Below are 25,749 nucleotides of genomic sequence, written 5' to 3' on the forward strand. Positions count from 1 at the left end.
GGGAAAAAGCACAAACTGCACCCGCTACGCAGGAGCAGCCTGAGAGAGTTCAAAGCGAAGAAGCGGACGCAAGTAACAATATTGTTGTCTCCCTCGAATTCGACCAACCTCTGCCCGCCAAAGACCGCGAACGGTTACAGGCGTGGTTGAACCAGCGTTATGAAGGTACAACGGTGCGCTTGTTGGTCAATACCAAAGTTTTGGACAAATAGGCATCCCTCAAATATTTCGCCTGAACCCCGGAGGCTAGCTAGAACTTTTCAGGTAGCCTCCCTTAGTGTGAATTATGAATGACGAATCCCGACCGCTACTACAAAAAGGCTACCTGAAAATAAAGGAGCAGAGCAATGGATAAACCCGTGCTGAAAAACGACATCATGGCCGACGGCTCGCGCCTGTTCCTGCAACTGCCGCAAACCTGCCCGCCCTCGCGCCTAATGTGGCGGATTATCCGTTTCGGCGGCCTGCCCACCGCCTTTCGCCCCGATTTGGTTACAGATGAAACGTGGATGGATTTCCGCTACAAAGGCTGGAAATTCAGTATTCACAATCCATATGGCGAATATTGGTTCTTTGCCGAAAACAGCGAATGCCCCGAAGACATATTGCACCGCTTGGCAGAATATTTTATCCGCCTGTCCGGCCAAGACAGTGGTTGATACGGCGCATCTGTTTTAGCTTCGCAGAAACTCAGCTTCCTTCGTAAACTCCGTTTTAGACAGCAGGCGTGGTTGAACCAGCGTTATGAAGGTACAACGGTGCGCTTGTTGGTCAATACCAAAGTTTTGGACAAATAGGCATCCCTCAAATATTTCGCCTGAACCCCGGAGGCTAGCTAGAACTTTTCAGGTAGCCTCCCTTAGTGTGAATTATGAATGACGAAACCCGCCCGCTTGTATATCGGAACTCCCGTATCATAGCAACCAACTGCCCGACCGCCACCCGCGTCCACCCAAGGCAAACAACCGTCGCGTAGCTCAGGGAGCGGCCGGGCAACCCATCGACACAACCGGACAGTTGCCAGACAACACAACCGAATGCAAGGCAGGTTTATGATGAGTACCCGATACAACTACGCAGGCATCGACATCGCCAAACGAAACTTCGTCATCTCCGTTTCGTCTTTGTCTAAAACCAAAACCGAAACCAACAACCCCAAAGGAATCGCCCATACCGTCGAATACCTTAAAAAACACAAGGTCGCCCTCGTCGTCATGGAAAGCACCGGCGGTCTCGAAATTCCCGCCGCCAAAGCCATCCACCGCTCAGGCATAGCCGTGATTATCGCCAACCCGCGTCAGACGCATCAGTTTGCCCAATCGCAGTCGCTGACCAAAACCGATGCCAAAGATGCCCAAATGCTCGCCTTCTTCGCACAGATGACGGCACAGAAAGAAGGTTGGCAAACCATGCTCTACCACCCGCCCACCGAAGCGGAAGAAGTGTTGGAAGCGTTGGTTAACCGCCGCAACCAACTGGTGGATATGCGGACTGCCGAGAAAAACCGTCTGCATCAGGTTCACGAAACGCAAGTCGAAAGCGTCAAACAACTGATTGCTCATTTTGACCGGCTGATTGACGAATTGGACAAACAAATCGACGAGCACACCCACACGCATTTTGACGGCAAAGCCAAAGTGGCGGAACAAATCAAAGGCATCGGTTCGATAACGACGGCTACGCTGATGGCGATGCTGCCGGAATTGGGACGGCTGAACCACAAACGGATAGCGAGTCTGGTCGGTATTGCCCCGCACCCGAGGGAGAGCGGGGAAACCAAATTCAAAAGCCGCTGCTTCGGCGGAAGGTCTGCGGTGCGTAAGGCGCTGTATATGGCTACCGTGGTAGCGACACGTTTTGAACCGCTTATTCGGGATTTCTATCAGCGCCTGCTGTCCAAGGGTAAGCCGTATAAGGTTGCCGTTACGGCATGTATGCACAAACTTCTGCGTATTTTGAACGCAAGGATGCGGGATTATCTGGCCTCTTTGCAGACGAAATCAGAACGGCAAAGCGAACAGCAAAGCGAACAACAACCCGCACCGCAATGCGCGTAATCACCGAGTTTGGTTGCCCTGCCCGACGGGGTGGGGGAACACAGTTGCTACGCGGGAATCGGCGTTGCGGTGGGATTGTGCCGCTGCGGCAATTTTTGCGGGCGGCGGCGGATGCAGCCCTGCGGCCTGCCACCCCCACCCCGACCCTCCCCCGCGCTTGGGAGCGCAGGGGAGGGGGTAAAGGGGGCGGCGGGACGGGCTTTTTCAGACGGCCTCTTTGACGATGTCGGTCAGCGGCCAGCGGGGTTTGGCGTTGAAGGCGGCGGCGGGTTCGGCCTGCTCCGCGCGCATGGCGCCGGCGAAGGCGATCATGGCGCCGTTGTCGGTGCAGTATTCGAGGGGCGGGAAGTAGGTTTTGACGGTTTCGGCGGGCGGTTTCAGACGGCCTTTACCATGGGGGCGGACGGTGAGGGCACTCAGACGCTCCCGCAGTTTTTTGTTGGCGCCGACGCCGCCGGCGACGACGAGGGTGCGGAAACCGGTGTCGAGCAGGGCTTTTTGTGCTTTGGCGGCGAGCACGTCGACTACGGCGTCTTGGAAGGCGCGGCAGATGTCGTTGCGCGTTTGTTCGGGGATTTGGCCGCCGTGTTCGGCGCGCACTTTTTCCACGGCGGTGAGGACGGCGGTTTTCAGGCCGGAGAAGCTCATTTGCAGATCGTTGGAATGGATCATGGGGCGGGGGAACTCAAATGCGCCGTCGCGGCCGAGTTCGGCAAGTTCGGCCAGTTTCGCGCCGCCGGGGTAGGGCAGGCCGAGCAGTTTGGCGGTTTTGTCGAAGGCTTCGCCTGCGGCGTCGTCGAGGCTTTCACCCAGGAGGGTGTAGTCGCCGATGCCGCGCACGGCCATGAATTGGGTGTGGCCGCCGGAGACGAGCAGGGCGACGAAGGGGAAGTCGGGTTTGTCGTCGGCCAGAAGCGGTGAGAGCAGGTGGCCTTCGAGGTGGTGGACGGGGATAACGGGTTTGCCCAGCGCGAAGGCCAGGGCGTTGGCGTAGCTCGAACCGGCCAGCAGGGCGCCACCGAGGCCGGGGCCTTGGGTGTAGGCGACGGCGTCGATGTCGGCGTAGGTTTTGCCCGCTTGGGCGAGGCAGGCGCGGGTGAGGGGGACGAGGCGGCGGATGTGGTCGCGGCTGGCCAGTTCGGGCACGACGCCGCCGTATTCGGCGTGCATCGCCATCTGTGTGTGCAGGGTGTGGGCGAGCAGGCCGCGTTCGGTGCAGTAGAGGGCGACGCCGGTTTCGTCGCAGGAGGATTCGATGCCGAGTACCAACATGGCGGGTGTCCGATAAAAAAAGGGGACGCATTTTAACGCAAAGCGGGCGGTTCGGGCTTTCAGACGGCCTGTCCCGTTTGAGGCCGTCTGAAACGGCGAAAATGCGCCCCGGCGCTTGAATAAGGCCGCCGCAGCCTTAATAATGCGTCATTCTTCCGATGGCAAACCGCTATGACTCTGCCGATTACCGTTTCCACCTACAATATCCACAAAGGCATGTCGCCGCTGAACCGCAAAGTGCAGATTGCGGGCATGGCGGCGGCGCTCGACAGCCTGAAATCCGACATTTTGTTTTTGCAGGAGGTGCAGGGGCTGCATCTGGCGCGCGAAGCGAAGCTGCCCGATTTTCCCGCCGCGCCGCACTACGACATTATTGCCGAGCGCCTCGATTTCCACACCAGCTACGGGCGCAACGCCGTTTTCCCGCAGAAACACCACGGCAACGCCATTCTCAGCCGCCTGCCGATACGGGAGCGGCGCAATCTCAATATCACGGTCAACCGTTTGGAAAAACGCGGCGTGCTGCACTGCGAAATCCTGCCCGAAGGCTGGGACGTGCCCATCGTCTGCCTCTGCGCCCACCTCAACCTTTTGGAGCGCGACCGCGTCAAACAATACGTCGCCATCTTTGAATACGTCACCACCTACATCAGCCCCGACGCGCCGCTGATACTGGCGGGCGACTTCAACGACTGGCGGCACAAATCGCCGCTGAATATCGGCCTCGCCCTCGGTCTGACGGAAGTGTTCCTCGACAAACGCGGCAGCCTGCCCAAAACCTTTCCCGCCCGCCTGCCCGTGCTCAGTCTCGACCGCATCTACACCCGCCACCTCGAAATCCTCGATGCCAGGCTGCACAGCGGCGAGCCCTGGCTTTATTTGTCCGACCATCTGCCGCTGTCGGCCACCGTGCGCCCGCGCTGATATGGTTAGGCCGTCTGAAAAAACCGCCTGCCCCGTTTGATACGGGCAGGCGGTTTCGTTTTTTATCCGGCGGGTTTCAGACGGCCTCTCCCGCTTCCAGCAGCCAGGCTTGGGCTTTTGCGGCGGTGTCGAAATATTTGGGGTGGGTGCGGGTGATGAGGTCGGAGACGTGGGCGGCGAATTTGATCCAGATGTCGTCCACCACCACGGCGATGCGGCCGAAATCCTGTTCGTGGCTGCTGACGAATTTGAGCTGCTCCCAAGCCATGTCGATGGTGAAGTCTTTGAGCATGGAGAGATCGAGCAGCAGGTCGGGACGGTGGACTCGGGTGAGGGAAGCCTTGACGGCCTCTTCCAGTTCGCGGAAATCGGCAAGGGTGAACTCGTTGTAGAGGGCGACGTTCAAGCCGTAGTGTTGTTCGCGGATGGAAATCATGGTTTCAGCCTTTCTTTTCTCTGGTTGTCGGGATTATTTCTTCAAGCCGCTCAGGATGCCGCTTGCGGCAATGATACCGATGCCCAGCCATTCCTGCCAGCCGATTTGCTCGCCGAACAGGAAAATGCCCGCCAGCGTGGAAAACACCACGGTGAGATAGGCCAGCGCGGCGACGGTGAATTTGCGGCCGACGGCGTAGGCGTGCGTCATGGCCAGCTGCGCCAGCACGGCCGACGCGCCGATGCCGATAAGATAGGGCGCGGATTGCAGCGAAATGCTGTGCCAGCCCGTGAGCGTGGCCAGCGCGGCGCCCATTGCCATGCCGACCAGCGACAGGTAAAACACCACGCGCCAGGCCGGTTCGCCCAACAGCGAGAGTTCGCGCACCTGCATATACGCCCAACCCGCCGCCAGCCCGCCGAACAGCCCCACGGCCGCCGCCCATTCCTGCCCGGCGGCGAAAGAGGGTTTCAATAGCAGCACTACACCGGCAAAACCCAACAGCAGCACGGCGAAGGTGTAGGCGGAAATGCGTTCGCGCAACACGACAACCGACAGCACGGCCAGAAATATCGACGAGGTATAGGCCAGCGTCACGCCCGTTGCCAGCGGCAGGTGCATCACGGCGTAAAAGCCGCAGGTCATGCCCACCGTGCCGCTGATGCTGCGGTTGAGGTGGCTTTTCCAGTGGGGCGTGGCGAAGGTTTTACCCTGCATTTTCGCCATTGCGCCGAGCACGACGGCGGCAAACACCATGCGCCAGAACACGAGTTCGCCGCTGCCCATGGCAAATTGCTGATGGGCGGCTTTGATGCAGAGGTTCATCAGGGTGAAAAACAGCGCGGCGGCGATCATCCAGGCCGAGCCCAAAAGCTCCTGCCGCTCTTTGCTGCGTGTGGCGGGGTGTGTCATGGCATTGTTCCGAGGTGGGAGGCCGTCTGAAAGCCTGAAACCGGTGTTTGGGGGTTTTCAGACGGCCTCATGTTCTTGCAAACCCAACACCATCGCGTCGCCGTAGCTGAAAAAACGGTATTCCCGTTCAATGGCGTGGCGGTAGATGCGGCGGATTTCTTCCGTGCCTGCAAAGGCGCTCACCAGCATCAGCAGCGTCGATTTGGGTAGGTGGAAATTGGTAATCAGACGGTCGGCGACGCGGAAGCGGTAGCCCGGTGTGATGAAAATGTCGGTGTCGCCGCATCCGGCTTTCAGACGGCCTGTTTCCCGCGCCGCCGATTCCAGCGCGCGCATCGAGGTCGTGCCCACCGCCCACACTTTCGCGCCGCGCGCCTTGGCCGCAGCCACCGCGTCGGCCGTTGCCTGCGGCACTTCGTACCACTCGCTGTGCATCTTGTGATCGGCAATGTTTTCGACACGCACCGGTTGGAACGTGCCCGCGCCGACGTGCAGCGTCACCTCCGCCAGCTCCGCGCCCTTGTCTTTCAGCGCGGCCAGCAGCGCGTCGGTGAAATGCAGACCCGCCGTCGGCGCGGCCACCGCGCCCTGATGCTTGGCGTAGACGGTTTGGTAACGCGCGTCGTCGGCTGCGTCGGCAGCACGCTCAATATAGGGCGGCAGCGGCAGTTTGCCGTGGCGTTCGAGCAGCGCGTACACGCTCTCTTCCCCGTCAAAGCGCAGCACAAACAATTCGCCCGCGCGTTCGACCATTTGCGCCGTCAGGCCGCCGTCAAACAGCAGCCGCGTGCCCGCCTTGGGCGATTTTGACGCGCGGATATGCGCCAGCGCCGTGTGTCCGTCGAGCACGCGCTCGATCAGCGCCTCGATGCGCCCGCCGCTCTCCTTCTGCCCGAACAGCCGCGCCTTCATCACTTTGGTATTGTTGAACACCAGCACGTCGCCCGCCGACACCAGCTGCGGCAGAAAGGCGAAGGTCTCGTCGCGCAAAGGCTCACCGGGCAAAGCCGCCAGCAGGCGGCTGGCGCCGCGCTCGGCAGGCGGCTGCTGGGCAATCAGGTGTTCGGGCAGGTCGAAATCGAAGTCGGAAAGCTGCATGGTGGAGGCCGTCTGAAAAAAGGCGCGATTATATCGCCAAAGCGGCAGCCGCCGCCCGCTTTGTTATCGCGCGGCGATGCCGTAAAATGGCGGCCGTCTGAACACATTGCCGACAAAACGCCGAAAAAAGGATATGCCATGAACACCACGCCCCACTACGACACCGTCGTTATCAAACCGCACGAGCTGCCGCTGCATTGCAGCGGCCCGCGCCACGAAACCTGGAACGGCCACCCGCGCGTCTTCCTCGCCATCCAATCCAACTCCGAAATCGAATGCCCCTACTGCGGCACGATTTACAAACTCGACGGCGAAATCGGCCACCATCATTCATAAGGCCGTCTGAAACCGTCCGTGCGGACAGAAAGGCCGTCTGAAAACCCGAAACCGGGATTTTCAGACGGCCTTTGCATGGCCTGCCGCTGCCGTTTCGACTTAGCGGAACTTGGTTTTCGGAAACCCGCGTTAGGCCGTCTGAAAAAACGGGAGGCCGTCTGAAACCTGTCTGTGCGGACAAAAAAGGCCGTCTGAAACCTGTTTCGGGGTTTCAGACGGCCTTTATGCTGCCTGCCGCTTTGTTAAAAATCCGTCGGATTCCGTTTTCAGACGGCCTCAAACCCGATTACGGCAGCAGCGCCGTTTTCGGCAGGCTGGTGTCTTCGGCCAAACCGAACATCACGTTCATATTCTGCACCGCCTGCCCGGCCGCGCCTTTGACGAGGTTGTCCTGCACGCTCATCAGTATCCATAAATCGCCGCCGTCGGGCGCTTTCTGCGCGGCGATGCGGCAGACGTTGGCGCCGCGCACGCTGCGGGTTTCGGGCGTGCTGCCTACGGGCATCACGTCGGCAAAGGGGCTGTTGCGGTAGGCGTTTTCCAGCAGCGTTTGCGGGTCGGCGCCGTCTTTCAGGTGGACGTAAAGCGTGGCGTGCATGCCGCGTATCATCGGCGTGAGGTGCGGCACGAACACCAAGCCTTCGGCCACGCCGCTTTGCAGGGCGGACAGGGTTTGGCGGATTTCGGGCAGGTGGCGGTGTCCGGCCACGCCGTAGGCTTTGAAATTGTCGCCCGCCTCGCAAAAGAGCGTGCCCACGGCCGCTTTACGCCCCGCGCCCGACACGCCCGATTTGCAGTCGGCAATCAGCGGCATGCCCTCGCGCAGCGCGCCCGCCTGCAACAGGGGAACGAGTACCAGCGACACGCAGGTGGGATAGCAGCCGGGGTTGGCGACCAGGCGCGCTTGGGCGACGGCGTCGCGATTGAGTTCGGTCAGCCCGTACACGGCCTGCGCCGCCCAAGCGGGGCTTTGGTGTTTCATGCCGTACCATTTTTCCCATTCGGCCAGGTCTTTCAGGCGGAAGTCGGCCGACAGGTCGATCACGCGCACGCCGTTTTCGAGCAGGGCGGGCGCTTCTTTCATCGCCACGCCGTTGGGGGTGGCGAAAAACACTGCGTCGCACTCGGACAGCGGCGCGTCTTCGGGCGCGGCAAAGCTCAGGCCGTCGTACACGCCGCGCAGGTTGGGGAAATAGTCGGCCAGCCCGATGCCCGCCTCGCTGCGGCTGGTGACCGCCGCCACCTCGGCGCAAGGGTGTGCAGCCAGCAGGCGCAGCAGCTCGACGCCGGTGTAGCCCGTTGCGCCGACGATGCCGACTTTGATTTTTTCCCTGTTTGTTTGCTGTACCACGGTATGCTCCTTCAAATGTAGACAATCGGGACGTAAGTGTAATCGTCTTCTTTACATAAAGAAAGGCCGTCTGAAAAGCCATGCGGCGGGTTTTCAGACGGCCTCTGAGCTGTGCTTTACGCTTTATGCGGTGCAGCCGCAGCTTTTCATGTCAATCACCATGCGGCCTTGGATTTTGCCGTCGCGCATTTCTTGGAAGATATCGTTGGTTTCGTCCAAACGACGGGTTTGCACCACGGGAACGACCAGCCCTTCCGCGCCGAAGCGGAAGGCTTCGGCCAAATCTTCGCGCGTGCCCACCAGCGAGCCGACTACTTCAATGCCGTCGAGCACCATGCGCGGAATCGACAGATCCATGGTTTCCGGCGGCAGGCCGACGGCGACGACGCGCCCGCCCGCGCGCACGGCGTCCACGGCGGAATTGAAGGCGGCGCGGGACACGGCGGTAACGACCGCTGCATGGGCTCCGCCGGTTTTTTCCTGTATGACTTTGGCCGCGTCTTCCTTGGCGGCGTTGACGGTGAGATCAGCGCCGACTTCTTTGGCGAGCGCCAGTTTGTCGTCGTTGACATCGACGGCGATAACGTGTGCGCCGAACACTTTTTTCGCATACTGCACGGCCAGATTGCCCAAGCCGCCCGCGCCGTACATGGCGATCCACTGGCCAGGGCGCACGCCGGAGACTTTGGTGGCTTTGTAGGTGGTGACACCGGCACAGGTGATGCTGCTGGCCTGTGCGGGATCGAGGCCGTCGGGCACTTTTACCGCGTAATCGGCGTCGACGATGCAGTGCGTCGCCATTGCGCCGTCGGCGGTGTAGCCCGCGTTCAAAACGGTGCGGCACAGGGTTTCGCGGCCGGAGACGCAGTATTCGCACGAGCCGCAGCTTTTGAAGAGCCAGGCAATGCTGACGCGGTCGCCCGCTTTGAGCTTGGTGACGCCCGGCGCCACTTCCTTCACGATGCCGATGCCTTCATGGCCGAGCACGCGGCCGGGCTTTTCGCCGTAGTCGCCGGCGGCTACGTGCAGGTCGGTGTGGCACACGCCGCAAAATTCCACTTCCACCAGCGCTTCGCCGTATTCCAGCGCGCGGATTTCCTTTTCGACGATGTCTACGTTGCCGTTGCTGTTTTGGGTGACAACTGCTGCTTTCATTTTCATGTTTCTTCTCCTTGCGGTCGGTTGGAAAGGAAGGGCGAGTATTGACGATGCGGCGGCGGAAGGTCAAGCAATGGATTTTTGCCAAACCATTGAAACGGTTAAATTTGTTATGGTATAGCAAGTTTGAATGGTGGAAACGTCGGTGTTTTAAAGTATGAAAAAATCCGTTTATGAATGATTTAACGTATCGGCGTTTTTTCAATGAAGAATTATCATGTGTAAATTTTCTTTACGTTTTGCCGCAAAACGGGCAAAGGCCGTCTGAATATCCTGTTTCAGACGGCCTTTTCGCCTTCGCCGCGCTGTTTGTGGAAACGGCGGCCGCTCCGTATAATCCGCGTCCTTTGTTTTTAGGAAACATCATCATGCAGACCGAAGTCGAACTGAAAATCCTCAACCCGAACATGGCGGACGCCCTGCCTGCCTATGCCACGCCCGGCTCGGCCGGTTTGGATTTGCGCGCCTGCATCGATGCGCCGCTCACCGTCGCCCCCGGCGAAACCGTGCTGATCCCCACCGGCATCGCCGTTCATCTTGCCAACCCCGCCTACGCCGCCGTGATCCTGCCGCGCTCGGGTTTGGGTCACAAACACGGCATCGTGCTGGGCAATCTGGTCGGTCTCATCGATTCGGACTACCAGGGCGAATTGAAAGTGTCACTGTGGAACCGCAGCGGCGCGGCGTTTGTTGTCGAACCGATGGAGCGCATCGCCCAGATGGTGATCGTGCCGGTGGTGCAGGCGGCGTTTAAGGTGGTGGACGAATTTGCCGCCAGCGAGCGCGGCGAAGGCGGCTTCGGCAGCACCGGCAAAGCCTGATTTTCAGACGGCCTCTGTGCTTTCAGACGGCCTATCCTTTCCCAACACCACACTCACACCATGCAGACTCCGCTTTTCCCCCCGCCCTCCGCCGCCAAGTTGCGCAACGCCTCTTATATCCTGATGGGGCTGGCGCTTTGGGCGGTGCTTTATTTCCATTTCCTACCGCTTTTGCTGGCGGTGCTGCTCACCTACGTCTTTATCGCCAAAACCAACGGCCTTCTGCTGTGGCTGCGCCGCCTGCTCTCGCGCGGCCATTTCCTGCACAAAGTGCTCACCGCGCACAACATAAACCTGATTTCCGTCACCCTCGCCATCGGCATGGTCTGCCTGATGATTTTCCTGCTGTCGCTGGGCGTGTACCACCTGATACACGGCGGCCACATCACGGTGATGCTGGGCAAGCTGGCGGCGATTTTGGAAGACACGAAAAACAGCAAAGAGCTGCCCGCCGCCCTCTTGAATATGCTGCCGAACAATATTGCCGAAATCAAAGCGCAGGGCATCCGCCTGATTAACGAATACAGCGCCGCGCTCACGCGCATCAGCAAAAACAGCATCACATCCTTCGTCTACATCCTGATCGGCATCATCATCGGCGCGATGCTCAGTTTCCACCGCCTCAACATGCGCCGCAGCCGCCGTAAAATGCCGATTTTTAAGGCCGAACTCGTGCAGCGGATACGCAATTTCGAAACCAGCTTCGAGCGCGTGTTTATCGCTCAGGCGAAAATCTCGCTGGTGGACACGCTGCTGACTGCGGTTTACCTCTATCTCATCCTGCCGCTTTTCGGCGTGGATCTGCCCTTCCGTTTCACCGTGCTGGTGATCGCCTTTGTCGTCGGCCTCATTCCCGTGGCGGGCAACCTGATTTCCAACACCGTGATCATCATCCTGAGCCTGGGTACCTCGCTTTACGTCGCCGCCGCCTCGCTGGTGTTTCTCGTCGTGATCCACAAGCTCGAATATTTTTTGAACGCCAAAATCATCGGCTCGGAAATCGAATCGAGCGCGTGGGAACTTTTGGTGGCGATGGTGGTGTTCGAGCGCATCTTCGGCGTCGGCGGCATCGTCGTCGCGCCGGTTTACTACGCCTATCTGAAAAACGAGTTGAAACGGCAGGCTTTAATCTGATTTGCCGACCGCAAACGTAAAGAGGCCGTCTGAAAAATGTTTTTCAGACGGCCTTTTCGCACGGCACGGGGCACAGGGCGTTTACAGATTGCCCGCGCCGATGCCGTTGGCAATGTCGCGCACGGCGGTGACATACATGCGGCTGTGGTTGTATTGCCAGACGGTGTAGAAATTGTTTAGACCGATGTAATACTGGTACAGGCCGGGCGACACTTCCAGGCGGTAGAGTACGGCGCGTTCGTGATCGGGCAGCGGCTCTTGGATGTCCACACCCATTTTGCGCAGTTGGCCGACGGTGTATTTCAGCTCGGTTTTCTCTTCGATTACGGCCAAAAGCTGCGGCGTCGGCTCGAGCAGCACGGGCACAAGCATTTTGCCGCCCGTTTTCCAGCCGTGCGCTTTCAGATAATTGGCCACCGAGGCGGCAACGTCGGGCACGCTGCCCCAAATGTCGCGGCGGCCGTCGCGGTCGTAGTCCACCGCCCATTTACGGTAGCTCGAAGGCATGAACTGCGGCATGCCCATTGCGCCGGCGTAGCTGCCGGTAAACCAAAACGGGTCTTGGTTTTCCTCTTTGCTCATCAGCAGCATTTCGTGCAGCTCTTTTTGGAAGAAATCGGCGCGGCGCGGGTAGTCGAAAGCGAGGGTGGAGAGCGAATCGGCCAGACGGAAGCTGCCCATATTGCGGCCGTAGTTGGTTTCGATGCCGACGATGGCGACGATGATTTCGGCGGGCACGCCGTATTCACGCGCCACTTGGTCGATCACCTGGCGGTGTTTCATATAGAAGTTGCGGCCGTCTGAAATCTTGGCCGCGCCCGCGTTGCCTTTTTGGAACTCGTACCACGGGCGCGAGGTACCCGGTCGGTTCATGATGTTGATAATGTTGCTTTTATAAACGGCATTGTTGAAAAAGGCCTGCAAATCGGCGCGGCTGTAACGGCCGTTTTCCGCTTCGCGGGCGATGAAGCGCTGCACGTTGTCGTTGCCGTTGAAGCCCACCTGCGACACAGGCGCGGCGTTCGGGTCGAAGGGTAGGACGGCGCTTGGCGGCAGGGGGGCGACGGTTTGCGGCACGGCGCGGCTGTCTGCGGGCTGTTCGGCCGTGCAGGCGGCAAGCAGCAGCGCGGCAGCAAGAAGGGGGTAGCGTTTTTTTATCATCGGGTTTCCTGTTTTGGCTGCCCGTAGCGCGCCCACACGCTCAGGCGGCGGTAGGCTTCGCTGTCGGCGGCATCGGCGGGCAGGCATTGGCGGAAGGTTTTTCCGCCCGCGCGCCATTTTAAAAAGCAGACATAGGGGTGGATGAGGCTGTCGTCGAGCAACTCGGCTTCCTGCACTTCGCCGCGCAGCAGCAGCGAGGCGCGGCCGCGGGTGTCGATGCGGATTTCCCGCACAGCCTGTCGGTTTGGTAGGGCGGTGCGCAGACCGTGCGCGAGGGACAGCGCCAAGGCGGCCAGTCCGGCTATACGCAAAACGCCGTCGAAACAGGCGGCGCAGAGGGCGAACGAGGCGGCGTGCGCCAAGACGACGGCGGCAGGCCAAAGGCGCGACGGGCGGATGCGGACGGTAAAAGCCTGCACGGCGCTACATCATGTTGTCCACCACCGGCTCGACTTTGATGTTTTCGTCGTCAAGGTCGAACACGGAATCGTGGATTTCGACATCGAAAAATTCCCAAAAAGCCTGCAAGCCCATGTCTTGCGGCCAGTCTTTTTTCTCCACTTCCCAAGCGGAAATTTCGGCTTCGAAGATTTGGCGGTAGCGCTCGTCGAAATAGGCCACCACCGCTTCGGGCGTGTCGAACTCGGGCACGAGGAACACCGAGCAGTTGCTGCGTATCTGTTCCAAAGTGAGTTCGGGCAGGTTGTCGTCGGTGGATTTTAGCCAGTCGAGAAAGCGCTGGGTCGGTTTGAGCACCACGGCGGTGCGGTCTACGAAATACATGGTTTTCCTTTCGGCAAAGGCTGCGGATTGTAATGGATAACAGGCCGTCTGAAAACGCGGGCGGCGGCGTGCCATAGGAGTTTCAGACGGCCTCATGCGGACAAAAGGCCGTCTGAAAAGACCGGCCATGCGGCTTTCAGACGGCCTCTTGCTGCGGAATCAGCAAACGTGCAGCAGCCAGCCGTGTTTGTCTTCGGCCAAGCCGTATTGGATGTCGGTCACCGCCTTGCGCAGCGCGTAGCCGCGTTCGGTGCTCTGCACGGGAACTTCTTCGCCGCCGATAACGAAAGAAGTGACGGGAGAAACGACGGCGGCCGTGCCGGTAAGCACGGCTTCGGCGCCGTTTTCCACCGCCGCGCGCAATTCGTCCACCGTGAAATTGCGCTCGCTGACGGTGTAGCCCGCATCGCGGGCGACGGTGAGCACGGTGTCGCGGGTGATGCCGTGCAGGAATTCGTCGGTGAGCGGTTTGGTGATTAACTCATTGTCTTTAATCAGGATAAAGTTGGATGCGCCGGTTTCCTGAACGTCGCCGCCCGGGCAGAACAGCACCTGGTTTGCGCCGTGTTCGGCTTTGGCTTTGAGCACCCAGGGCATCGCCGAGGCGTAGTTGCCGCCGCATTTGACGCGCCCCATATGCGGTGCGCAACGGATGTGTTCGGTTTCCACCAGGATTTTTACGGGCGAACCGGCTTTGAAGTAGTCGCCGACGGGCGAGGCGAGGATGTAGAGCAGCGCGGTGTCGGAAGGCGCGCCCGCTTTGCCGATAACGGGATCGGTACCGATCAGCGTCGGGCGCAGATAGAGCGCGGCGGGGGCGTCAGGAATTTCGTTGGCGGCACGTTTCACCAGTTCTACCAGCGCGACAAGAAAGGCGTCGGTATCGGGTTTGGGTAGATGGAGGATTTCCGCGCTCTGGCGCATGCGTTCGATATTGGCCTGCGGGCGGAAAAGGACGGTTTTGCCGTCTGCCTGACGGAAGGCTTTCAAGCCCTCGAAACACTCGCTGCCGTAATGCAGCGCGTGCGCGCCGGGTGCGAGGGATAGGTCTTGCGAACTCTGCCAAACCGTCGGCTGCCAGGATTGGTTTTTGTAGGCGATAACGGGCATTTGGGCGTGGAAAACGCTGCCGAATATGGCGGGAACGGGTCTGCTCATGATGTGGAATACTCTCAACCGGGTTTTAAAAAACGTAAAGATACGCTCCCGCACGCGGGTTTGGCAAGACGCTCCGCAGCGCGGCGGATGCGGCGCAAAGCGCCGTGCAATATGCAAACGCGGGCCAAATCGTTTACACTAGCGCCTGTTTTGCGGCCTGCTTTTATAGTCAGGCCGTCTGAAAAACGGTTTTACAAACCGGCCGTGCGCGGCGCGGTTTACGGAGCGATAAATGAAAGCAGTTTCTCTGATTGTCAAAGTTTTGATTTTGCTGGTGTTCGCCGTTTTGGCGGTGATTAACGTCCAAAGCGTGCAGTTTCATTACCTGCCCGGCCAGGCTGTCGAATGGCCGCTGATTGTGGTGCTGTTCGGTGCCTTTTTAATCGGCGCGCTGTTCGGCCTTTTTGCCCTTTTCGGCCGGCTTTTGGTGCTGCGTTCGGAAAACGGCCGCCTGCGCGCCGAGGTGAAAAAAGCAGCCCGCCTGAGCAACACCGACATCGCCGCCCCCGCTGCCGCGCCCGTTCCGGCTGCCGTGCCTACTGCCGGAGCGGCAGACAAAAAAGACTGAGGCGCAGATGGAAAACGAACTCTCCGCCTGGTGGCTGCTGTTCGCCCTCGTCCCCTTTCTCTGTTTCGCCCTCGGCTGGCTGGCTGCCCGCATCGACATGAAAACCGTGTTGAAACAGGCCAAAAGCATCCCCGCCGGCTTTTATTCCGCCCTTGACGCGCTGGTGGACAGAAACAGCGGCAAGGCTGCGCGCGAGTTGGCCGAAGTGGCCGACATGCAGCCGCAGTCTTACGAGCTGAGCCTCACCCTCGGCAAGCTCTACCGCTCGCGCGGCGAAAACGACAAAGCCATCCGCCTGCTGCAAAGCCTGTCCGAAGCGCCCGACACCGTCGGCGACAAAAAAGAGCGCGCCCTTTTCGAGCTGGGGCAGACCTACCAGAGCGCCGGACTGGTCGACCGCGCCGAACAGATTTTCCTCGCCCTCGAAGACGGCAACATGGCCAAAGGCGCGCGCGAACACCTGCTGCACATCTACCAGCAGGACAGGGACTGGGAGCAGGCCGTCGATACCGCCCGCAAACTCAGCCGCGACGAGCAGACCTACCAGTTTGAAATCGCCCAGTTCCATTGCGAAATGGCGCAGGCCGCCCTGTTCCGTTCCGATTACGACGCCGCCCGCCACCACATTCAGACGGCCTTGTCCGCCAACGGCAAATGCAGCCGCGCCAACATCATCCTCGGCGATCTCGAACAAAAACTTGGCAACCACGCGGCCGCCGCCGAAGCCTACGGCGCCATCGAAAAGCAAAACTACGCCTATCTGGGCATGGCGGGCGAGCGCATCTACGACGCCTACGACGCGCAAAACCGCGCCGAAGAAGGTCTGGCCGTCTTAATCGGCTACATGAAAACCTTTCCCCATCTCGACCTGCTCAATGTCATTTACGACAAATCCCTGCTGCTTTACGGCGAACAGAAAGCCAACGAAACCCTGGCCGAACTCGTGCGCGCCAAGCCCGACCTCAACGGCGTCTACCGCCTGCTCGGCCTGCAAATTTCCGGCCTCAACCCCGCTTGGAAAGCCGATGCCGACATGATGCGCGGCGTCGTCGGCCGCCAGTTGCAGAAAAACTGGATGTACCGCTGCCGCAACTGCCACTTCAAATCGCAAGTCTTCTTCTGGCACTGTCCTGCCTGCAACAAATGGGAAACCTTCACCCCCAACCGCATCGAAGTCTGAGCCCGACCGACCCGCCAAAGGCCGTCTGAAACATGAACATCCTGCCCATCCCCGACGACACCGAAGCCGCCGTCTTCCTCTACACCATAGCCGACCACTGTTTCGCCTGGCTCGAACAGCACGGCGAAGACGCCATCGGCCGCCTCACCGACGAACAAAACACCCTGCTGGCCTACGTCTACCTCGACAGCCAGATGGAAGAAGGCGGCTTCATTCGCCTGATCGCAGGCGGCTACGGCGGCTACATCTTCGACAACCCGCTCGCCGACAGCCTGCGCCGCTGGAAAATCAAAGCCACAGCGCGCGTTCTCGACACCGCCGCCGCACTCTACGCCGAACACGGCGCCGCCATCGAAGAAGCGGCGGAACACGATGCCGACGACGACACCCTGCGCAAACGCTTCCCCCACTTTGAAGAAGCCGACGGCGACTATTACGACGCCGCCGAAACCGATCTCGACACCGCCGCCGCCTACGTCCGCAGCCATTGGGACAAGTTTTCCGTCCTGCCCGACTGAGCTTTTCAGGTGACATCCATGCGCAAGGCTTGTCCGAACGGCGCACGCGGCCTGATAGAAACCAGGCCGTCTGAAAACACTTCCGTGCCGCCCTTTCAGACGGCCTATACCTGCCCCGGCATCAGGCCGTTCCCGCCTTCGCAGGAATGACGTTTCTGCAAACAAAACGCCGACGAAACCGCCAAGGAAAACCCATGACCCGCACCGCCGCCCTTATCCTCGCCCTGCTGGCCGCCGCCCCCGCGTTTGCCGACACACAAACCGACACCGCCGCCGTGCAAAACACACAAAATGCCGACAGCGAAGCCCTGCACAACGAACTGCGCGCCCTGCGCGACACCATGCAGCAGGCCCTCAACCAACGCGACCTCGATACCCTGCTTGCCCACGTTGCCGACGACGTCGTCTTCACCACCATGAACGGCGACCGCGTTCACGGCAAAGACGGCATCCGCGCCTACTACGACAAAATGCTCGGCGGCGCGAATCCCGTCGTACAAAGCATAGAAGCCGAATTCAAAGTAGAGCAGCTCTCCCACCTCTACCACGGCAATACCGCCGTCGCCTTCGGCAGCAGCAGCGACCGCTACCGCCTGACGGGCGGCGAAACCTGGACGGTCGAACCCAAATGGAGCGCCACCCTCGTGCGGCAGGACGGCCGCTGGCTCATCGCCGACTTCCACTACTCCGTCAACATGTTCGACAATCCCGTCCTCGCCGCCCAACGCAAACTGCTCCTCGGCGGCGGCGCGGCAGCCGTTTTGGCCGCCGCAGCGGCAGGCTTCCTGATCGGACGGCGCGGCCGCAAAAAGGCCGTCTGAAATACAGCCCAACCCGTTTTCAGAAACGTCATCCCCGCGAAGGCGAGGACGGCCTCCGCGTAGGGTCTGTTGACAATCAGCCTTGCGGCGGTGTTTTTGGCAAAAAATACCCGCCTGCCGCGTCAAAAATGCTCGTAAGGTGTCCAACCTTGCTGCGCTTTTTTCCTTGCATTCGGGCATTTTTTACTCAAAAAACCGTCTCGCAAGCTGAATGTCAACAGCCCTTAGGGCGTGCCGCGCAGCAACGCACGCGGTTGATGCCCGAGTAAACAGACATTAGGCCGTCTGAAAATACGGGGACGGCTTCCCGATAAACATCCCCGCCTGCCGTTTCCCGCAGCAAACGGCAGGCGGCATATAGTGAAACAAAATAGAAAAGATACAAGGCAGCAAGCCAAAGACAGTACAAGCAGTACGGCAAGGCGCAGCAACGCCGTAGATTTTCTATTTTGTTTCACTATAGCAACCGATAAAAACAGGCTGCCTGTTTTTTCAGACGGCCTTTGAAAGCAACCATGCCCCTGATTTCTCTTACCAACCGCATCATCCGCCAGAATCCCGCCGTGCGGGACACGCTGGCCGGTTACAACGGCCTGGTTTTCGCCGTACGCGCCAGCGGCCTACAACTACGTGGCCGCTTCACCGCCGACGGCCTGCTGGAAGCGTGCGGCCGCCCCGCCGATGCCGTTCTGGTTTTGCGCCGCAGCCTGATAGACGCCGTTTTTGACGGCCGCCGCCCGGGTTTCGGTGACATCGCTGTTGAAGGCGACCTGCCGCTGGGTTTCAACCTGCTCGCCGCCTTCTCCGGCCTGCGCCTGTCCGCCGCCGACCTGCGGCAGATACTGGCCGAAGCCGCCGCCTCGCCGTCCGCCGAACGCGCCGCTGCCGCCGTGAAACAGGCCGCCGAACGTTTCGCCGTGCCGCGCCAAACGGCTGCCGTTTCCCGCACCGAGTTCGACGAGGCCTTGGACGAAATCGCCCGCCTGCGCCGCGAGCTCGAACGGGTGCAGGCACGTTTGCGCGGGTGGGAGGAAGACGGGAGGTAAAGGCCGTCTGAAAAGAAACGAAAAGGCCGTCTGAAAGAGCTGTTTTGCTTTTCAGACGGCCTTTTTGTGTGTATGTGGACGGAAACCTTGGCGCTGGTTTCCAAACGGCGTTATGCCCGCGCGGGCGGGTTTTCACTTCGTTGAAGCTGCGTTTTCAGACGGCCTCGGAAGTTTCAGCCGTGTGCCTGTCCAGGTTTCGCCCGCTTCGTATTTGTCCCACAACAGACGCGGGTCGAAAAAGTGGACGGAGAGCATGGTGAGCAGGACGACAAGGCAGAAGTAGAGCGAGGCGGGGCCGGGGGTGACGCGGGCGATGGGGGTGTGGAAGGCGCTCATCAGGATGATGACGACGAAGATGTCGATCATCGACCAGCGGCCGATTTTTTCCGTGATGCGGTAAAGCAGCGACACTTTTTTGATGTCCCATGGCACGCCGTAGCGCGCGCACAGCAGCAAAAAGCCCATGATGAAGATTTTCAGCACGGGAATCACGACGCTGGCGCTGAAAATAATCGCCGCGATGGCACGGTCGCCGCTGTCCCACATAAAGAGGATGCCGCCCATGATGGTGCTGACTTCGGTGACGGTGGGGTTGGACGAAATCATGATGGGCAGGGTGTTGGCGGGGATGTAGAACACGGCGGCGGCCAAGAGGAAGGCCAGCGACAGGCGCAGGCTGCCGGGGCGGCGGGCGAAGAGGGCAGTGCCGCAGACGCGGCAGTGGCTTTCTTCAGACGGCCCGAACCAGCGGCAGCGGCTGCAACAGGTTTTGCCGCCGGTGTCGGCATAGACGGTAGTGTGGCCGTGCAGGCGGTGGATTTGGTAGTAAACCCAGTGTTCGGGCACGGCCTGCGTGGTACGCAGCAGCAGCAGCACCATTGGAAACATCAGCCAGAAGGCCGCGCCGAAGGCAACGTTTACCACGTCGCCCAGCTTGATGTAGGCCACCAGCGTGGAAATCAGGAACACATCGGCCATCACCCATTCGCGCAGGCGCACCATGGTGCGCGTGGCGGCGATCAAGCCGGGCAGCGGGCGCTTGATCTGCAAAGCAGCGTAAACATACAGGCACAGCAGCAGAAACAGCAGCGGCAGGCCGAAGGTGAAGACAAACATTACTTCGGCGAGAAAGCCGAAATCCTGCAAAACCAGCACTTCGAGCATAAAGGGCAGGGTCAGGCGCTCGTTCACGCCTATCATCGACACGGTCATGAACATGCTGCCGTACACGCACAGCAGCAGCACCAGCGCGGCAGAGGCCAGCGCCAGCGGCGTGACGAAGGGGCGGTTTTCCACCCGCACCAGCTCGTGGCCGCAGCGCGGGCAGTCGGCCTGATGCCCCTGTTTGAGTTCCGGCACGGCGGTACGCAGGCCGCATTCGGGACAGTCTACCGTGTGGGCAGGCAGGGTGATGCGGCGCAAAAAGGGGCGTTGCCGCCATCGGCGCAGGTTTTTCGGAACGGAACGGGCGTGCATATCGGACGGGGAAAAAGGAAAGGGGCGGATTATACGGATTTTGCGGGCAAAAGGCCGTCTGAAAGCAGCATCCGCTTTCAGACGGCCTTTTGTGTTTGCAAACTCTGTTGAAACATCGTCCGCAAGATTTCAGACTTAGGCCGCCGCAACAAACAGCGCGAGCACGCAGATAAAGCCCGCCGCCCACATCATCGAGCGCAGGCGTGCTTCGCCCGCGATATAGCAGAGTGTGAACAGCACGCGGAACACGACAAACAGCACCGCCCAGATATTGACGACGGTTTGCGAAGCGTTGCCCGTGGCGTGGGCGATGATGACGGCGGCGGCAAAGGGGGCGAAGGCTTCGAAACCGTTTTTCTGCGCCGCATCGGCACGCGCCGCCGCGCCCTGGGTTTTGGCGAGGAAGGCGCGCGGGTCGCCGTTGTCGCGGGCAAAGTCAAAGCCCGCCGCTTTTTTGGCATAGATGGCGCAGGCCAGAGGCAGCAGCGCGGCGGCGAGAACACACCAGTAGGCAAGAGTCATGTTTGTTTCCTTATCTTCATAATCAAACGGGCGCGCATTATAGCCGTCAATCTGCGTAAAAAACAGGCAGTAAAAAAATCTTCCGCCGCATCAAGGGAAAAGGCAGTTTATCCACAAACTGTCCACGCCGTTTTTCAGCGCGGCGGTGGACAATGCGCCGTTTTTTCCGCGCCTGCTTCGGCTATAATCCGCCGCTTTTATATAGAGGAACAACATCATGGCCGCACACGCCGCAGCCGCCGGGCTGGTTCCGCAGGCGGGTTATATTTTCACCGCCGTTTTCACCGTTTTGCTGCTCGCTTCGTTTGTCGGGCAAGGGCTCAAACGCAAAAAAGGCGCGGACAACGCCGTTATCGCCAATCTGAACGCGCGCATCTATGCCTGGTGGCTGATGACGCTGGTGCTGCTGGCGGCTTTCTGGTTCGGCAAAACGGGGACGGTGGTGCTGTTTTTCCTCATTTCCTTTGCCGCCCTGCGCGAATTCATGACGCTGATCTACCGCCGCCGCAGCGATTATTACAGCATGGCGACCTGTTTTTATGTGCTGCTGCCCGTGCAGTATTATTTGGTGTGGAAGGAGTGGTACGGCCTGTTTGCCATTTTTATCCCGATCTACGGCTTTCTGCTGCTGCCGATTATCGCGGGGATGAGCGGGCAGACCGACGATTTTCTGGCGCGTGCCGCGAAAACGCAGTGGATGGCGATGATCTGCATCTGCTGCCTGTCGCACGTGCCCGCGCTGATGTTTTTGCAGCTCGACGGTTTCGACAGCGGCAACAATATCCTGCTGCTGATATTCCTGATTGCCGTGGTGCAGGCATCCGACGTGTTGCAGTATGTTTGGGGCAAACTCATCGGTGGCGCGAAAATCATGCCCTCGCTTTCGCCCTCAAAAACCGTGTCCGGCACGGTGGGCGGCATTGCCTCGGCCACGCTGCTTGCCGCGCTGATGGCGCCGATTACGCCTTTCAATGGCTGGCAGGCGGCGGGCTTCGGCCTCGTTATCTGCCTGATGGGCTTTTTCGGCGGACTGGTGATGTCGGCCATCAAACGCGACTACGGCGTCAAAGACTGGGGCAATATGATCAGCGGCCACGGCGGCATGCTCGACCGCGTCGATTCGGTCTGCTTCGCCGCGCCGGTGTTCTTCCATTTCGTCCGCTATTTTTGGAGCTGAACGGCGTCTGCCGTTTCGTGAACAGGCCGTCTGAAAACAGGTTTCAGACGGCCTTCTTGCTTTCAGACGCCTTACAGCCAGGGGGCGAGGTGTTCCGCAGCAATGTCCCACTGCCAAATGCCGTTGCGGTTTTCCGTGTTCAGGCCGCGCAGGAAAAGATAGCGGACGCGGACGGTTTCCACGAGGCGGCCGCGCTGTTTGAGGTAGCGGGCGGCGGCCAGGGCGTAGATCCAGGCTTGCAGATAGTAGTGGTGTTCGGCCATCGCGGCGTCGAGGGCGGCGGGGGCGTAGTCGTCGGGGCGGTTGCCGAGGTGGTTGGATTTGTAGTCGATCACGCAGGGTTGGCCGTCTGAAAGCAGGCAGGTCATGTCGATAAAGCCGTTGAGAAAGCCTTGCAGGGTGTCGAAGTCGAGATGTTCTGCGGTAGCAAGGCAGACGGGGGGCAGAGCGGCGGCGGCGAGGCTTGTTTTCAGACGGCCTAAGTCGAGGCGCTCGAAGTGCATGACGAAGCCCATTTCGGCGAGGCGGTTGGCGGCGGGCAGGGTGGCGAGGGTGTCACCTGCGCCGAGATCGGCGGCGGCGGCGTGGTCGGCGGCGGTGCAGGCGGCTTCCAGCCATTGTCCGGGGAAGCCGTAGCGTTCGAGGGTGTCGGCAATGCGGGTGCTTTGTTCGGCGGCGGAGCGGGAAAAGTCGTGCTGTTCGAGGATTTCGTGCAGGCAGACGCCCGCTTCCGTGCCGCGCGGGAAATGGAAAAGGTCGAACATTCCGCTTTCGTCGGACGCGGGGACAGGCGGCGCGGCGGCCGATTCGGCCTGATCGAGGGCGGGTTGGAGTTCGTCGGCGGCTGCGCGGTGGTGGGAGATGCGGCGGGTGAGGCCGGTGAAGCTGGTGAAGCGCACGAGTTCGAAGCGGCGCGGCGGGTATTCGGCGGCGCGGTAGGTGTGTGTGCTGCGGCTACGGCTGTCGGCGGCGGCGCTGACGGGCGCGCCTTCGTGCCAGAGGACGCCGCTGTCGGCGGGGGCGCTTTCTATCCAGCGCAGCCAGTTGCGGCGCAGCATGGCACTTTGGCCGTCTTTTTCTTCTTCGTAGGCCGTCTGAACGGCGGCGCGGCTGCTGTCGGACGCTCTTTCGAGCAGGTAGGCGAAGGTGTTGCGCGGGGTGCTGCGGCAGCGGGCGGCGTAGACGGTAAGCTGTTCTTCGGCGCGGGTGAGGGCGACGTAGAGCAGGCGCAGGCGCTCGCCCAAGTCTTCGTCGGCCAGTTGGTTTTGGTCGGCTTCGTCGAGCTGGCTCAATTCCAGAAGTTCGCTGCCGTCTGCGCGGTGAAGAACGTGCCATCTGTCGGGGGGCGCTTCGCTGGTGTCCCACGAGAAGGGGCAGAAAACGAAGGGATATTGCAAACCCTTTGAGGCGTGGATGGTGACGATTTTGACAAGGGCTTCGTCGCTTTCGAGGCGCAACAGGTGGTGTTCGGCGGCGTTGTCGTCCTGCATCGTCTGCAAGAGCCACTGGTGGAGCGAGGCGGGGGTGTGCCCGGCTTCGTCTTCGGCGGCGAGCAGTTCGGCCAGCTGCCAGAAATTGGTAAGGCTGCGTTCGTTGCCCTCCCGCAGCAGGCGCGTTTCGATGCCGTGTTGTGCGGCAAAGGCGGCGAGGGCAGCAAAAATGCCCTGCCTCTGCCAGGTTTCGCGGGCGGCTGCGGCGGCTGCGGTGTGTTCGGACAGACGCGCTTCGCTGCCGTTCAGCTCGGCGATTTGCGCGGCGGTGTGGCCGAACAGCACGCTGCCGAGCACGAAGCGCAGCAGGCCGGTGCGCTGCGGTTCGAGCCAGAAGGCCAACAGGGCGGCGAGGGCTTGGGCTTCGACGCTTTTGAAAACGGATTCGCGCTGTACGGAAACGGCGGCGATGCCGCGTGCGGACAGGGCGCGTTTGACGAGCTGCCCTTCCTTGTGGCTGTGGACGAGGATAGCGATGTGGCCGGGCTGCACGGGGGCGCCGCGGTATTTCAGACAGCCTTGTGCGCCCGCGTTGATGAGGGCGGCGGCTTCGTCGGCGCAGTAGTCGGCGGCGCGTTGGCGCAGGAGGGCTTTGTCGGGCGCGTCTTCGCCTTGCTCGTGCAGCCAGCGGATGTTGAGAGCGGCCTGCGGCGGGCTGAGGCGGCTGTCGGCTCGGTTGGCTTCGACTTCGGGATAGCCGATGCGCTCAAGCACGAAGGGACGTTTTTTTTGTGTGAACAGGCGCGCCGTCGCCTCGGTCAGGCGGCGGTGGCTACGGAAGTTGCGCGCCAGCGTGTAGTGTTGCGGCGTGTCGGCGGCGGCTTGCAGGTAGGCGTAGATGTCGGCACCGCGAAAGGCGTAAATCGCCTGTTTGGGGTCGCCGACGAGAAACAGCGGCCGCCGCCGCTCGATAAAGATGCGGCGGAAGATTTCGTATTGCAGCGGGTCGGTGTCTTGGAATTCGTCGATGAGGGCGACCGGCCAGTTGTGCGCCACGGTGTCGGCCAGCGTTTCGGCGTGTGTGCCTGCGGTGAGGGCGTGGTAGACGTCGAGCAGCAGCTCGTCGGGGCTGCGGCCGGTGCGCGTGCGGCGTTTTTCGGCGGCGCTTTCGCGCACGTATTGCAGAAAGTCCAGTTGCAGGGTGATCAGCGCCTGATGTTCGGCGGCCAGCAGGTTTTCTGCGGCTTGGTGGGCGCCGTGCAGCAGGGTGAGGTCGGCAAGGTCGGCGGCGGCGGGGTTTTGCCCTTTTTTGACGGCGGCTTCGAGGTATTCGGGGGCGAAAACGCTGATGCCTTTGGTATTAGCCAGCAGCTGCACCAGTTTTTCAGACGGCATCTCTTCGCTTTCGGCCAGCGCGGCCAGCTCGGCGAATTTGATTTCATACTTGTCTTTGTTGAATTTGCTGCCGCTTAATGACGGATGCACGCGCCAGAAGGTTGCGGCAAGCTCGGGCAGTTTTTCTCTCAGCGTGTCCCATACCTTCTGCGCCTGTTTTTCCGCTTCGGGCAGGATGTTGCCGTCAGGCCGTCTGAACGTGAGGGCGGGGCGGGCGAGGTAGGGCGAGAGTTCGTCCAACAGCGCGTCGGGCAGGAGTTTGGCACGGAAGACGAGGCGGGCGAGGCGCCCGTTATCGGCGACGTGCAGCCGCCAGAAATCCTGCGCGTAGGTGTACAGCTCGCGTTTGCCGTTCTCGTCGAGTTCGGTGTCGAAGGGGACTTGGCAGAGGAAGGCGTAGTCGCCGAGCACTCGGCGGCAGAAGCCGTGGATGGTGTAGATGGCGGCGGCATCAAACTGCGACAGAGCGGCTTTCAGGCGCAGTTGCAGGCGCTCGCGCGGCTCTTGTTCCAGCGCGCGTTGCAGCAGGCCGTTCATGAATTCGTCAGATTCCTCGGGCAAATCCGTTCCCTGCAAACGGCGCAGGGCTTCGTCCAGCCGCGCGCGCAGGCGGGTTTTCAATTCGGCGGTGGCGGCTTTGGTGAAGGTGACGACCAGCACTTTGTCCACCGGCATTTTTTCCAGCAGGATCAGGCGGGCGAACAGGGCGGCGATGCCGTAGGTTTTTCCCGTGCCGGCCGAGGCTTCGATGAGGGCGGTGCCGGAAATCGGAATGTCGAGGGGGGAGAAGGGAAGGGCGGTTGGGGTCATGGCGCGCTGGGGGGGGGTGGAGGCCGTCTGAAATGTTCAGACGGCCTTCCTTTATGATGCTTTTGAGGCCGTCTGAAATCCGGTTTCAGACGGCCTCCCTGCTAGGGTCTGTTGACAATCAGCGTTGCGGCGGTGTTTTTGGCAAAAAATACCCGCCTGCCGCGTCAAAAATGCTCGCAAGGTGTCCAACCTTGCTGTGCTTTTT

The 25,749-nt window shown here is 60.6% G+C and carries 26 protein-coding genes and 1 pseudogene; 14 read left to right on the forward strand and 13 right to left on the reverse strand.

What is annotated here, in order from left to right; translation table 11 throughout:
- The 3 genes and pseudogenes from ACLD9W_RS08345 to ACLD9W_RS08355 all read left to right on the forward strand — a co-directional run.
- Nucleotides 1–212, forward strand: a pseudogene (locus ACLD9W_RS08345) (hypothetical protein); the annotation flags it as partial.
- A gap of 135 nt (nt 213–347) precedes the next feature.
- On the forward strand, nt 348–659 hold the full coding sequence (locus tag ACLD9W_RS08350; RefSeq protein WP_410841598.1) for a hypothetical protein: 312 nt from the start codon (nt 348–350) through the stop codon (nt 657–659).
- A gap of 396 nt (nt 660–1,055) precedes the next feature.
- A complete protein-coding gene (locus ACLD9W_RS08355) occupies nt 1,056–2,057 on the forward strand; it encodes an IS110 family transposase (protein WP_410841622.1) in 1,002 nt (333 codons plus the stop codon).
- 204 nt (nt 2,058–2,261) lie between these two features.
- Here ACLD9W_RS08355 and tsaD read toward each other — a convergent pair whose 3' ends face one another.
- On the reverse strand, nt 2,262–3,329 hold the full coding sequence (gene tsaD, locus ACLD9W_RS08360) for a tRNA (adenosine(37)-N6)-threonylcarbamoyltransferase complex transferase subunit TsaD (protein WP_410841599.1): 1,068 nt from the start codon (nt 3,327–3,329) through the stop codon (nt 2,262–2,264).
- A 171-nt stretch (nt 3,330–3,500) separates the two neighbouring features.
- Between tsaD and ACLD9W_RS08365 the strand changes: the two genes are divergently transcribed.
- Nucleotides 3,501–4,253, forward strand: coding sequence for an endonuclease/exonuclease/phosphatase family protein (locus ACLD9W_RS08365; protein ID WP_410841600.1), 753 nt, complete (start codon nt 3,501–3,503; stop codon nt 4,251–4,253).
- 76 nt (nt 4,254–4,329) lie between these two features.
- Here ACLD9W_RS08365 and ACLD9W_RS08370 read toward each other — a convergent pair whose 3' ends face one another.
- Genes ACLD9W_RS08370 through queA form a run of 3 tightly spaced genes read right to left on the reverse strand, consistent with a single transcriptional unit; the run spans nt 4,330 to nt 6,699 of the window.
- The gene (locus ACLD9W_RS08370; protein WP_410841601.1) at nt 4,330–4,689 is read right to left on the reverse strand and encodes an STAS/SEC14 domain-containing protein; all 360 of its coding nucleotides are present in this window, start codon (nt 4,687–4,689) and stop codon (nt 4,330–4,332) included.
- Nucleotides 4,690–4,722: 33 nt separating this feature from the next.
- Nucleotides 4,723–5,601, reverse strand: a complete 879-nt coding sequence (locus ACLD9W_RS08375; RefSeq protein WP_410841602.1) for a DMT family transporter — start codon at nt 5,599–5,601, stop codon at nt 4,723–4,725.
- Nucleotides 5,602–5,658: 57 nt separating this feature from the next.
- Complete coding sequence (gene queA / locus ACLD9W_RS08380) at nt 5,659–6,699, reverse strand: tRNA preQ1(34) S-adenosylmethionine ribosyltransferase-isomerase QueA (RefSeq protein ID WP_410841603.1); 1,041 nt, start codon at nt 6,697–6,699, stop codon at nt 5,659–5,661.
- A 138-nt stretch (nt 6,700–6,837) separates the two neighbouring features.
- Between queA and ACLD9W_RS08385 the strand changes: the two genes are divergently transcribed.
- The gene (locus ACLD9W_RS08385; protein WP_036495456.1) at nt 6,838–7,035 is read left to right on the forward strand and encodes a zinc-finger domain-containing protein; all 198 of its coding nucleotides are present in this window, start codon (nt 6,838–6,840) and stop codon (nt 7,033–7,035) included.
- A 286-nt stretch (nt 7,036–7,321) separates the two neighbouring features.
- Here the strand turns inward: ACLD9W_RS08385 and argC are convergent, their stop codons facing one another.
- Nucleotides 7,322–8,386 (reverse strand): N-acetyl-gamma-glutamyl-phosphate reductase, encoded by a 1,065-nt coding sequence (gene argC / locus ACLD9W_RS08390; protein WP_410841604.1) that lies wholly within the window; start codon nt 8,384–8,386, stop codon nt 7,322–7,324.
- A 123-nt stretch (nt 8,387–8,509) separates the two neighbouring features.
- Nucleotides 8,510–9,547 (reverse strand): alcohol dehydrogenase AdhP, encoded by a 1,038-nt coding sequence (adhP, locus tag ACLD9W_RS08395; RefSeq protein WP_410841605.1) that lies wholly within the window; start codon nt 9,545–9,547, stop codon nt 8,510–8,512.
- A gap of 365 nt (nt 9,548–9,912) precedes the next feature.
- Here adhP and dut point away from each other — a divergent pair, with 365 nt between their 5' ends.
- The gene (gene dut / locus ACLD9W_RS08400; protein WP_410841606.1) at nt 9,913–10,365 is read left to right on the forward strand and encodes a dUTP diphosphatase; all 453 of its coding nucleotides are present in this window, start codon (nt 9,913–9,915) and stop codon (nt 10,363–10,365) included.
- Nucleotides 10,366–10,425: 60 nt separating this feature from the next.
- Nucleotides 10,426–11,499 carry an AI-2E family transporter gene (locus tag ACLD9W_RS08405; RefSeq protein ID WP_410841607.1) on the forward strand — a complete coding sequence of 358 codons (1,074 nt, stop codon included), beginning with the start codon at nt 10,426–10,428 and terminating at the stop codon, nt 11,497–11,499.
- A gap of 81 nt (nt 11,500–11,580) precedes the next feature.
- Here ACLD9W_RS08405 and mltB read toward each other — a convergent pair whose 3' ends face one another.
- The 4 genes from mltB to ilvE form a co-directional block, all read right to left on the reverse strand.
- Complete coding sequence (mltB, locus tag ACLD9W_RS08410) at nt 11,581–12,660, reverse strand: lytic murein transglycosylase B (protein WP_410841608.1); 1,080 nt, start codon at nt 12,658–12,660, stop codon at nt 11,581–11,583.
- Entirely contained in the window at nt 12,657–13,079 is a 423-nt protein-coding gene (locus ACLD9W_RS08415) for a protein YgfX (RefSeq protein ID WP_410841609.1), read from the reverse strand. The genes mltB and ACLD9W_RS08415 overlap by 4 nt, the downstream gene beginning before the upstream one ends.
- Before the next feature lie 4 nt (nt 13,080–13,083).
- On the reverse strand, nt 13,084–13,443 hold the full coding sequence (locus ACLD9W_RS08420; protein ID WP_410841610.1) for a hypothetical protein: 360 nt from the start codon (nt 13,441–13,443) through the stop codon (nt 13,084–13,086).
- Between the two features lie 159 nt (nt 13,444–13,602).
- Complete coding sequence (gene ilvE / locus ACLD9W_RS08425; protein ID WP_410841611.1) at nt 13,603–14,601, reverse strand: branched-chain-amino-acid transaminase; 999 nt, start codon at nt 14,599–14,601, stop codon at nt 13,603–13,605.
- Between the two features lie 232 nt (nt 14,602–14,833).
- On the opposite strand from ilvE, the gene ACLD9W_RS08430 reads away from it, so the two are divergent.
- The 6 genes from ACLD9W_RS08430 (at nt 14,834) to ACLD9W_RS08455 (ending at nt 18,734) form a co-directional block, all read left to right on the forward strand.
- Nucleotides 14,834–15,169, forward strand: a complete 336-nt coding sequence (locus ACLD9W_RS08430) for a lipopolysaccharide assembly LapA domain-containing protein (RefSeq protein WP_410841612.1) — start codon at nt 14,834–14,836, stop codon at nt 15,167–15,169.
- Nucleotides 15,170–15,176: 7 nt separating this feature from the next.
- The gene (lapB, locus tag ACLD9W_RS08435; RefSeq protein WP_410841613.1) at nt 15,177–16,349 is read left to right on the forward strand and encodes a lipopolysaccharide assembly protein LapB; all 1,173 of its coding nucleotides are present in this window, start codon (nt 15,177–15,179) and stop codon (nt 16,347–16,349) included.
- 32 nt (nt 16,350–16,381) lie between these two features.
- Entirely contained in the window at nt 16,382–16,867 is a 486-nt protein-coding gene (locus ACLD9W_RS08440; RefSeq protein ID WP_410841614.1) for a DMP19 family protein, read from the forward strand.
- An 18-nt stretch (nt 16,868–16,885) separates the two neighbouring features.
- Nucleotides 16,886–17,017 (forward strand): hypothetical protein, encoded by a 132-nt coding sequence (locus ACLD9W_RS08445; RefSeq protein WP_410841615.1) that lies wholly within the window; start codon nt 16,886–16,888, stop codon nt 17,015–17,017.
- A gap of 44 nt (nt 17,018–17,061) precedes the next feature.
- Nucleotides 17,062–17,688, forward strand: a complete 627-nt coding sequence (locus tag ACLD9W_RS08450) for an SgcJ/EcaC family oxidoreductase (protein WP_410841616.1) — start codon at nt 17,062–17,064, stop codon at nt 17,686–17,688.
- Nucleotides 17,689–18,203: 515 nt separating this feature from the next.
- Nucleotides 18,204–18,734: an SCP2 domain-containing protein gene (locus ACLD9W_RS08455; RefSeq protein ID WP_410841617.1), complete on the forward strand. Its 531-nt coding sequence runs from the start codon at nt 18,204–18,206 to the stop codon at nt 18,732–18,734.
- Nucleotides 18,735–18,866: 132 nt separating this feature from the next.
- Here the strand turns inward: ACLD9W_RS08455 and ACLD9W_RS08460 are convergent, their stop codons facing one another.
- On the reverse strand, nt 18,867–20,210 hold the full coding sequence (locus ACLD9W_RS08460) for a PqiA/YebS family transporter subunit (RefSeq protein ID WP_410841618.1): 1,344 nt from the start codon (nt 20,208–20,210) through the stop codon (nt 18,867–18,869).
- Between the two features lie 135 nt (nt 20,211–20,345).
- On the reverse strand, nt 20,346–20,732 hold the full coding sequence (locus tag ACLD9W_RS08465; protein ID WP_410841619.1) for an MAPEG family protein: 387 nt from the start codon (nt 20,730–20,732) through the stop codon (nt 20,346–20,348).
- A gap of 217 nt (nt 20,733–20,949) precedes the next feature.
- On the opposite strand from ACLD9W_RS08465, the gene ACLD9W_RS08470 reads away from it, so the two are divergent.
- Nucleotides 20,950–21,909 carry a phosphatidate cytidylyltransferase gene (locus ACLD9W_RS08470; RefSeq protein WP_410841620.1) on the forward strand — a complete coding sequence of 320 codons (960 nt, stop codon included), beginning with the start codon at nt 20,950–20,952 and terminating at the stop codon, nt 21,907–21,909.
- A gap of 71 nt (nt 21,910–21,980) precedes the next feature.
- Here ACLD9W_RS08470 and recB read toward each other — a convergent pair whose 3' ends face one another.
- A complete protein-coding gene (gene recB, locus ACLD9W_RS08475) occupies nt 21,981–25,544 on the reverse strand; it encodes an exodeoxyribonuclease V subunit beta (RefSeq protein ID WP_410841621.1) in 3,564 nt (1,187 codons plus the stop codon).
- Nucleotides 25,545–25,749: the final 205 nt, after the last annotated feature.

Source organism: Neisseria sp. WLZKY-1 (assembly GCF_046546535.1).
Classification (GTDB): Bacteria; Pseudomonadota; Gammaproteobacteria; order Burkholderiales; family Neisseriaceae; genus Neisseria.

Coding starts and splice junctions, on each gene's coding strand:
- ACLD9W_RS08350 (WP_410841598.1), top strand. CDS start 348: ATGGATAAACCCGTGCTGAAAAACGACATCATGGCCGACGGCTCGCGC.
- ACLD9W_RS08355 (WP_410841622.1), top strand. CDS start 1,056: ATGAGTACCCGATACAACTACGCAGGCATCGACATCGCCAAACGAAAC.
- tsaD (WP_410841599.1), bottom strand. CDS start 3,329: ATGTTGGTACTCGGCATCGAATCCTCCTGCGACGAAACCGGCGTCGCC.
- ACLD9W_RS08365 (WP_410841600.1), top strand. CDS start 3,501: ATGACTCTGCCGATTACCGTTTCCACCTACAATATCCACAAAGGCATG.
- ACLD9W_RS08370 (WP_410841601.1), bottom strand. CDS start 4,689: ATGATTTCCATCCGCGAACAACACTACGGCTTGAACGTCGCCCTCTAC.
- ACLD9W_RS08375 (WP_410841602.1), bottom strand. CDS start 5,601: ATGACACACCCCGCCACACGCAGCAAAGAGCGGCAGGAGCTTTTGGGC.
- queA (WP_410841603.1), bottom strand. CDS start 6,699: ATGCAGCTTTCCGACTTCGATTTCGACCTGCCCGAACACCTGATTGCC.
- ACLD9W_RS08385 (WP_036495456.1), top strand. CDS start 6,838: ATGAACACCACGCCCCACTACGACACCGTCGTTATCAAACCGCACGAG.
- adhP (WP_410841605.1), bottom strand. CDS start 9,547: ATGAAAATGAAAGCAGCAGTTGTCACCCAAAACAGCAACGGCAACGTA.
- dut (WP_410841606.1), top strand. CDS start 9,913: ATGCAGACCGAAGTCGAACTGAAAATCCTCAACCCGAACATGGCGGAC.
- ACLD9W_RS08405 (WP_410841607.1), top strand. CDS start 10,426: ATGCAGACTCCGCTTTTCCCCCCGCCCTCCGCCGCCAAGTTGCGCAAC.
- mltB (WP_410841608.1), bottom strand. CDS start 12,660: ATGATAAAAAAACGCTACCCCCTTCTTGCTGCCGCGCTGCTGCTTGCC.
- ACLD9W_RS08420 (WP_410841610.1), bottom strand. CDS start 13,443: ATGTATTTCGTAGACCGCACCGCCGTGGTGCTCAAACCGACCCAGCGC.
- ilvE (WP_410841611.1), bottom strand. CDS start 14,601: ATGAGCAGACCCGTTCCCGCCATATTCGGCAGCGTTTTCCACGCCCAA.
- ACLD9W_RS08430 (WP_410841612.1), top strand. CDS start 14,834: ATGAAAGCAGTTTCTCTGATTGTCAAAGTTTTGATTTTGCTGGTGTTC.
- lapB (WP_410841613.1), top strand. CDS start 15,177: ATGGAAAACGAACTCTCCGCCTGGTGGCTGCTGTTCGCCCTCGTCCCC.
- ACLD9W_RS08440 (WP_410841614.1), top strand. CDS start 16,382: ATGAACATCCTGCCCATCCCCGACGACACCGAAGCCGCCGTCTTCCTC.
- ACLD9W_RS08445 (WP_410841615.1), top strand. CDS start 16,886: ATGCGCAAGGCTTGTCCGAACGGCGCACGCGGCCTGATAGAAACCAGG.
- ACLD9W_RS08450 (WP_410841616.1), top strand. CDS start 17,062: ATGACCCGCACCGCCGCCCTTATCCTCGCCCTGCTGGCCGCCGCCCCC.
- ACLD9W_RS08455 (WP_410841617.1), top strand. CDS start 18,204: ATGCCCCTGATTTCTCTTACCAACCGCATCATCCGCCAGAATCCCGCC.
- ACLD9W_RS08460 (WP_410841618.1), bottom strand. CDS start 20,210: ATGCACGCCCGTTCCGTTCCGAAAAACCTGCGCCGATGGCGGCAACGC.
- ACLD9W_RS08465 (WP_410841619.1), bottom strand. CDS start 20,732: ATGACTCTTGCCTACTGGTGTGTTCTCGCCGCCGCGCTGCTGCCTCTG.
- ACLD9W_RS08470 (WP_410841620.1), top strand. CDS start 20,950: ATGGCCGCACACGCCGCAGCCGCCGGGCTGGTTCCGCAGGCGGGTTAT.
- recB (WP_410841621.1), bottom strand. CDS start 25,544: ATGACCCCAACCGCCCTTCCCTTCTCCCCCCTCGACATTCCGATTTCC.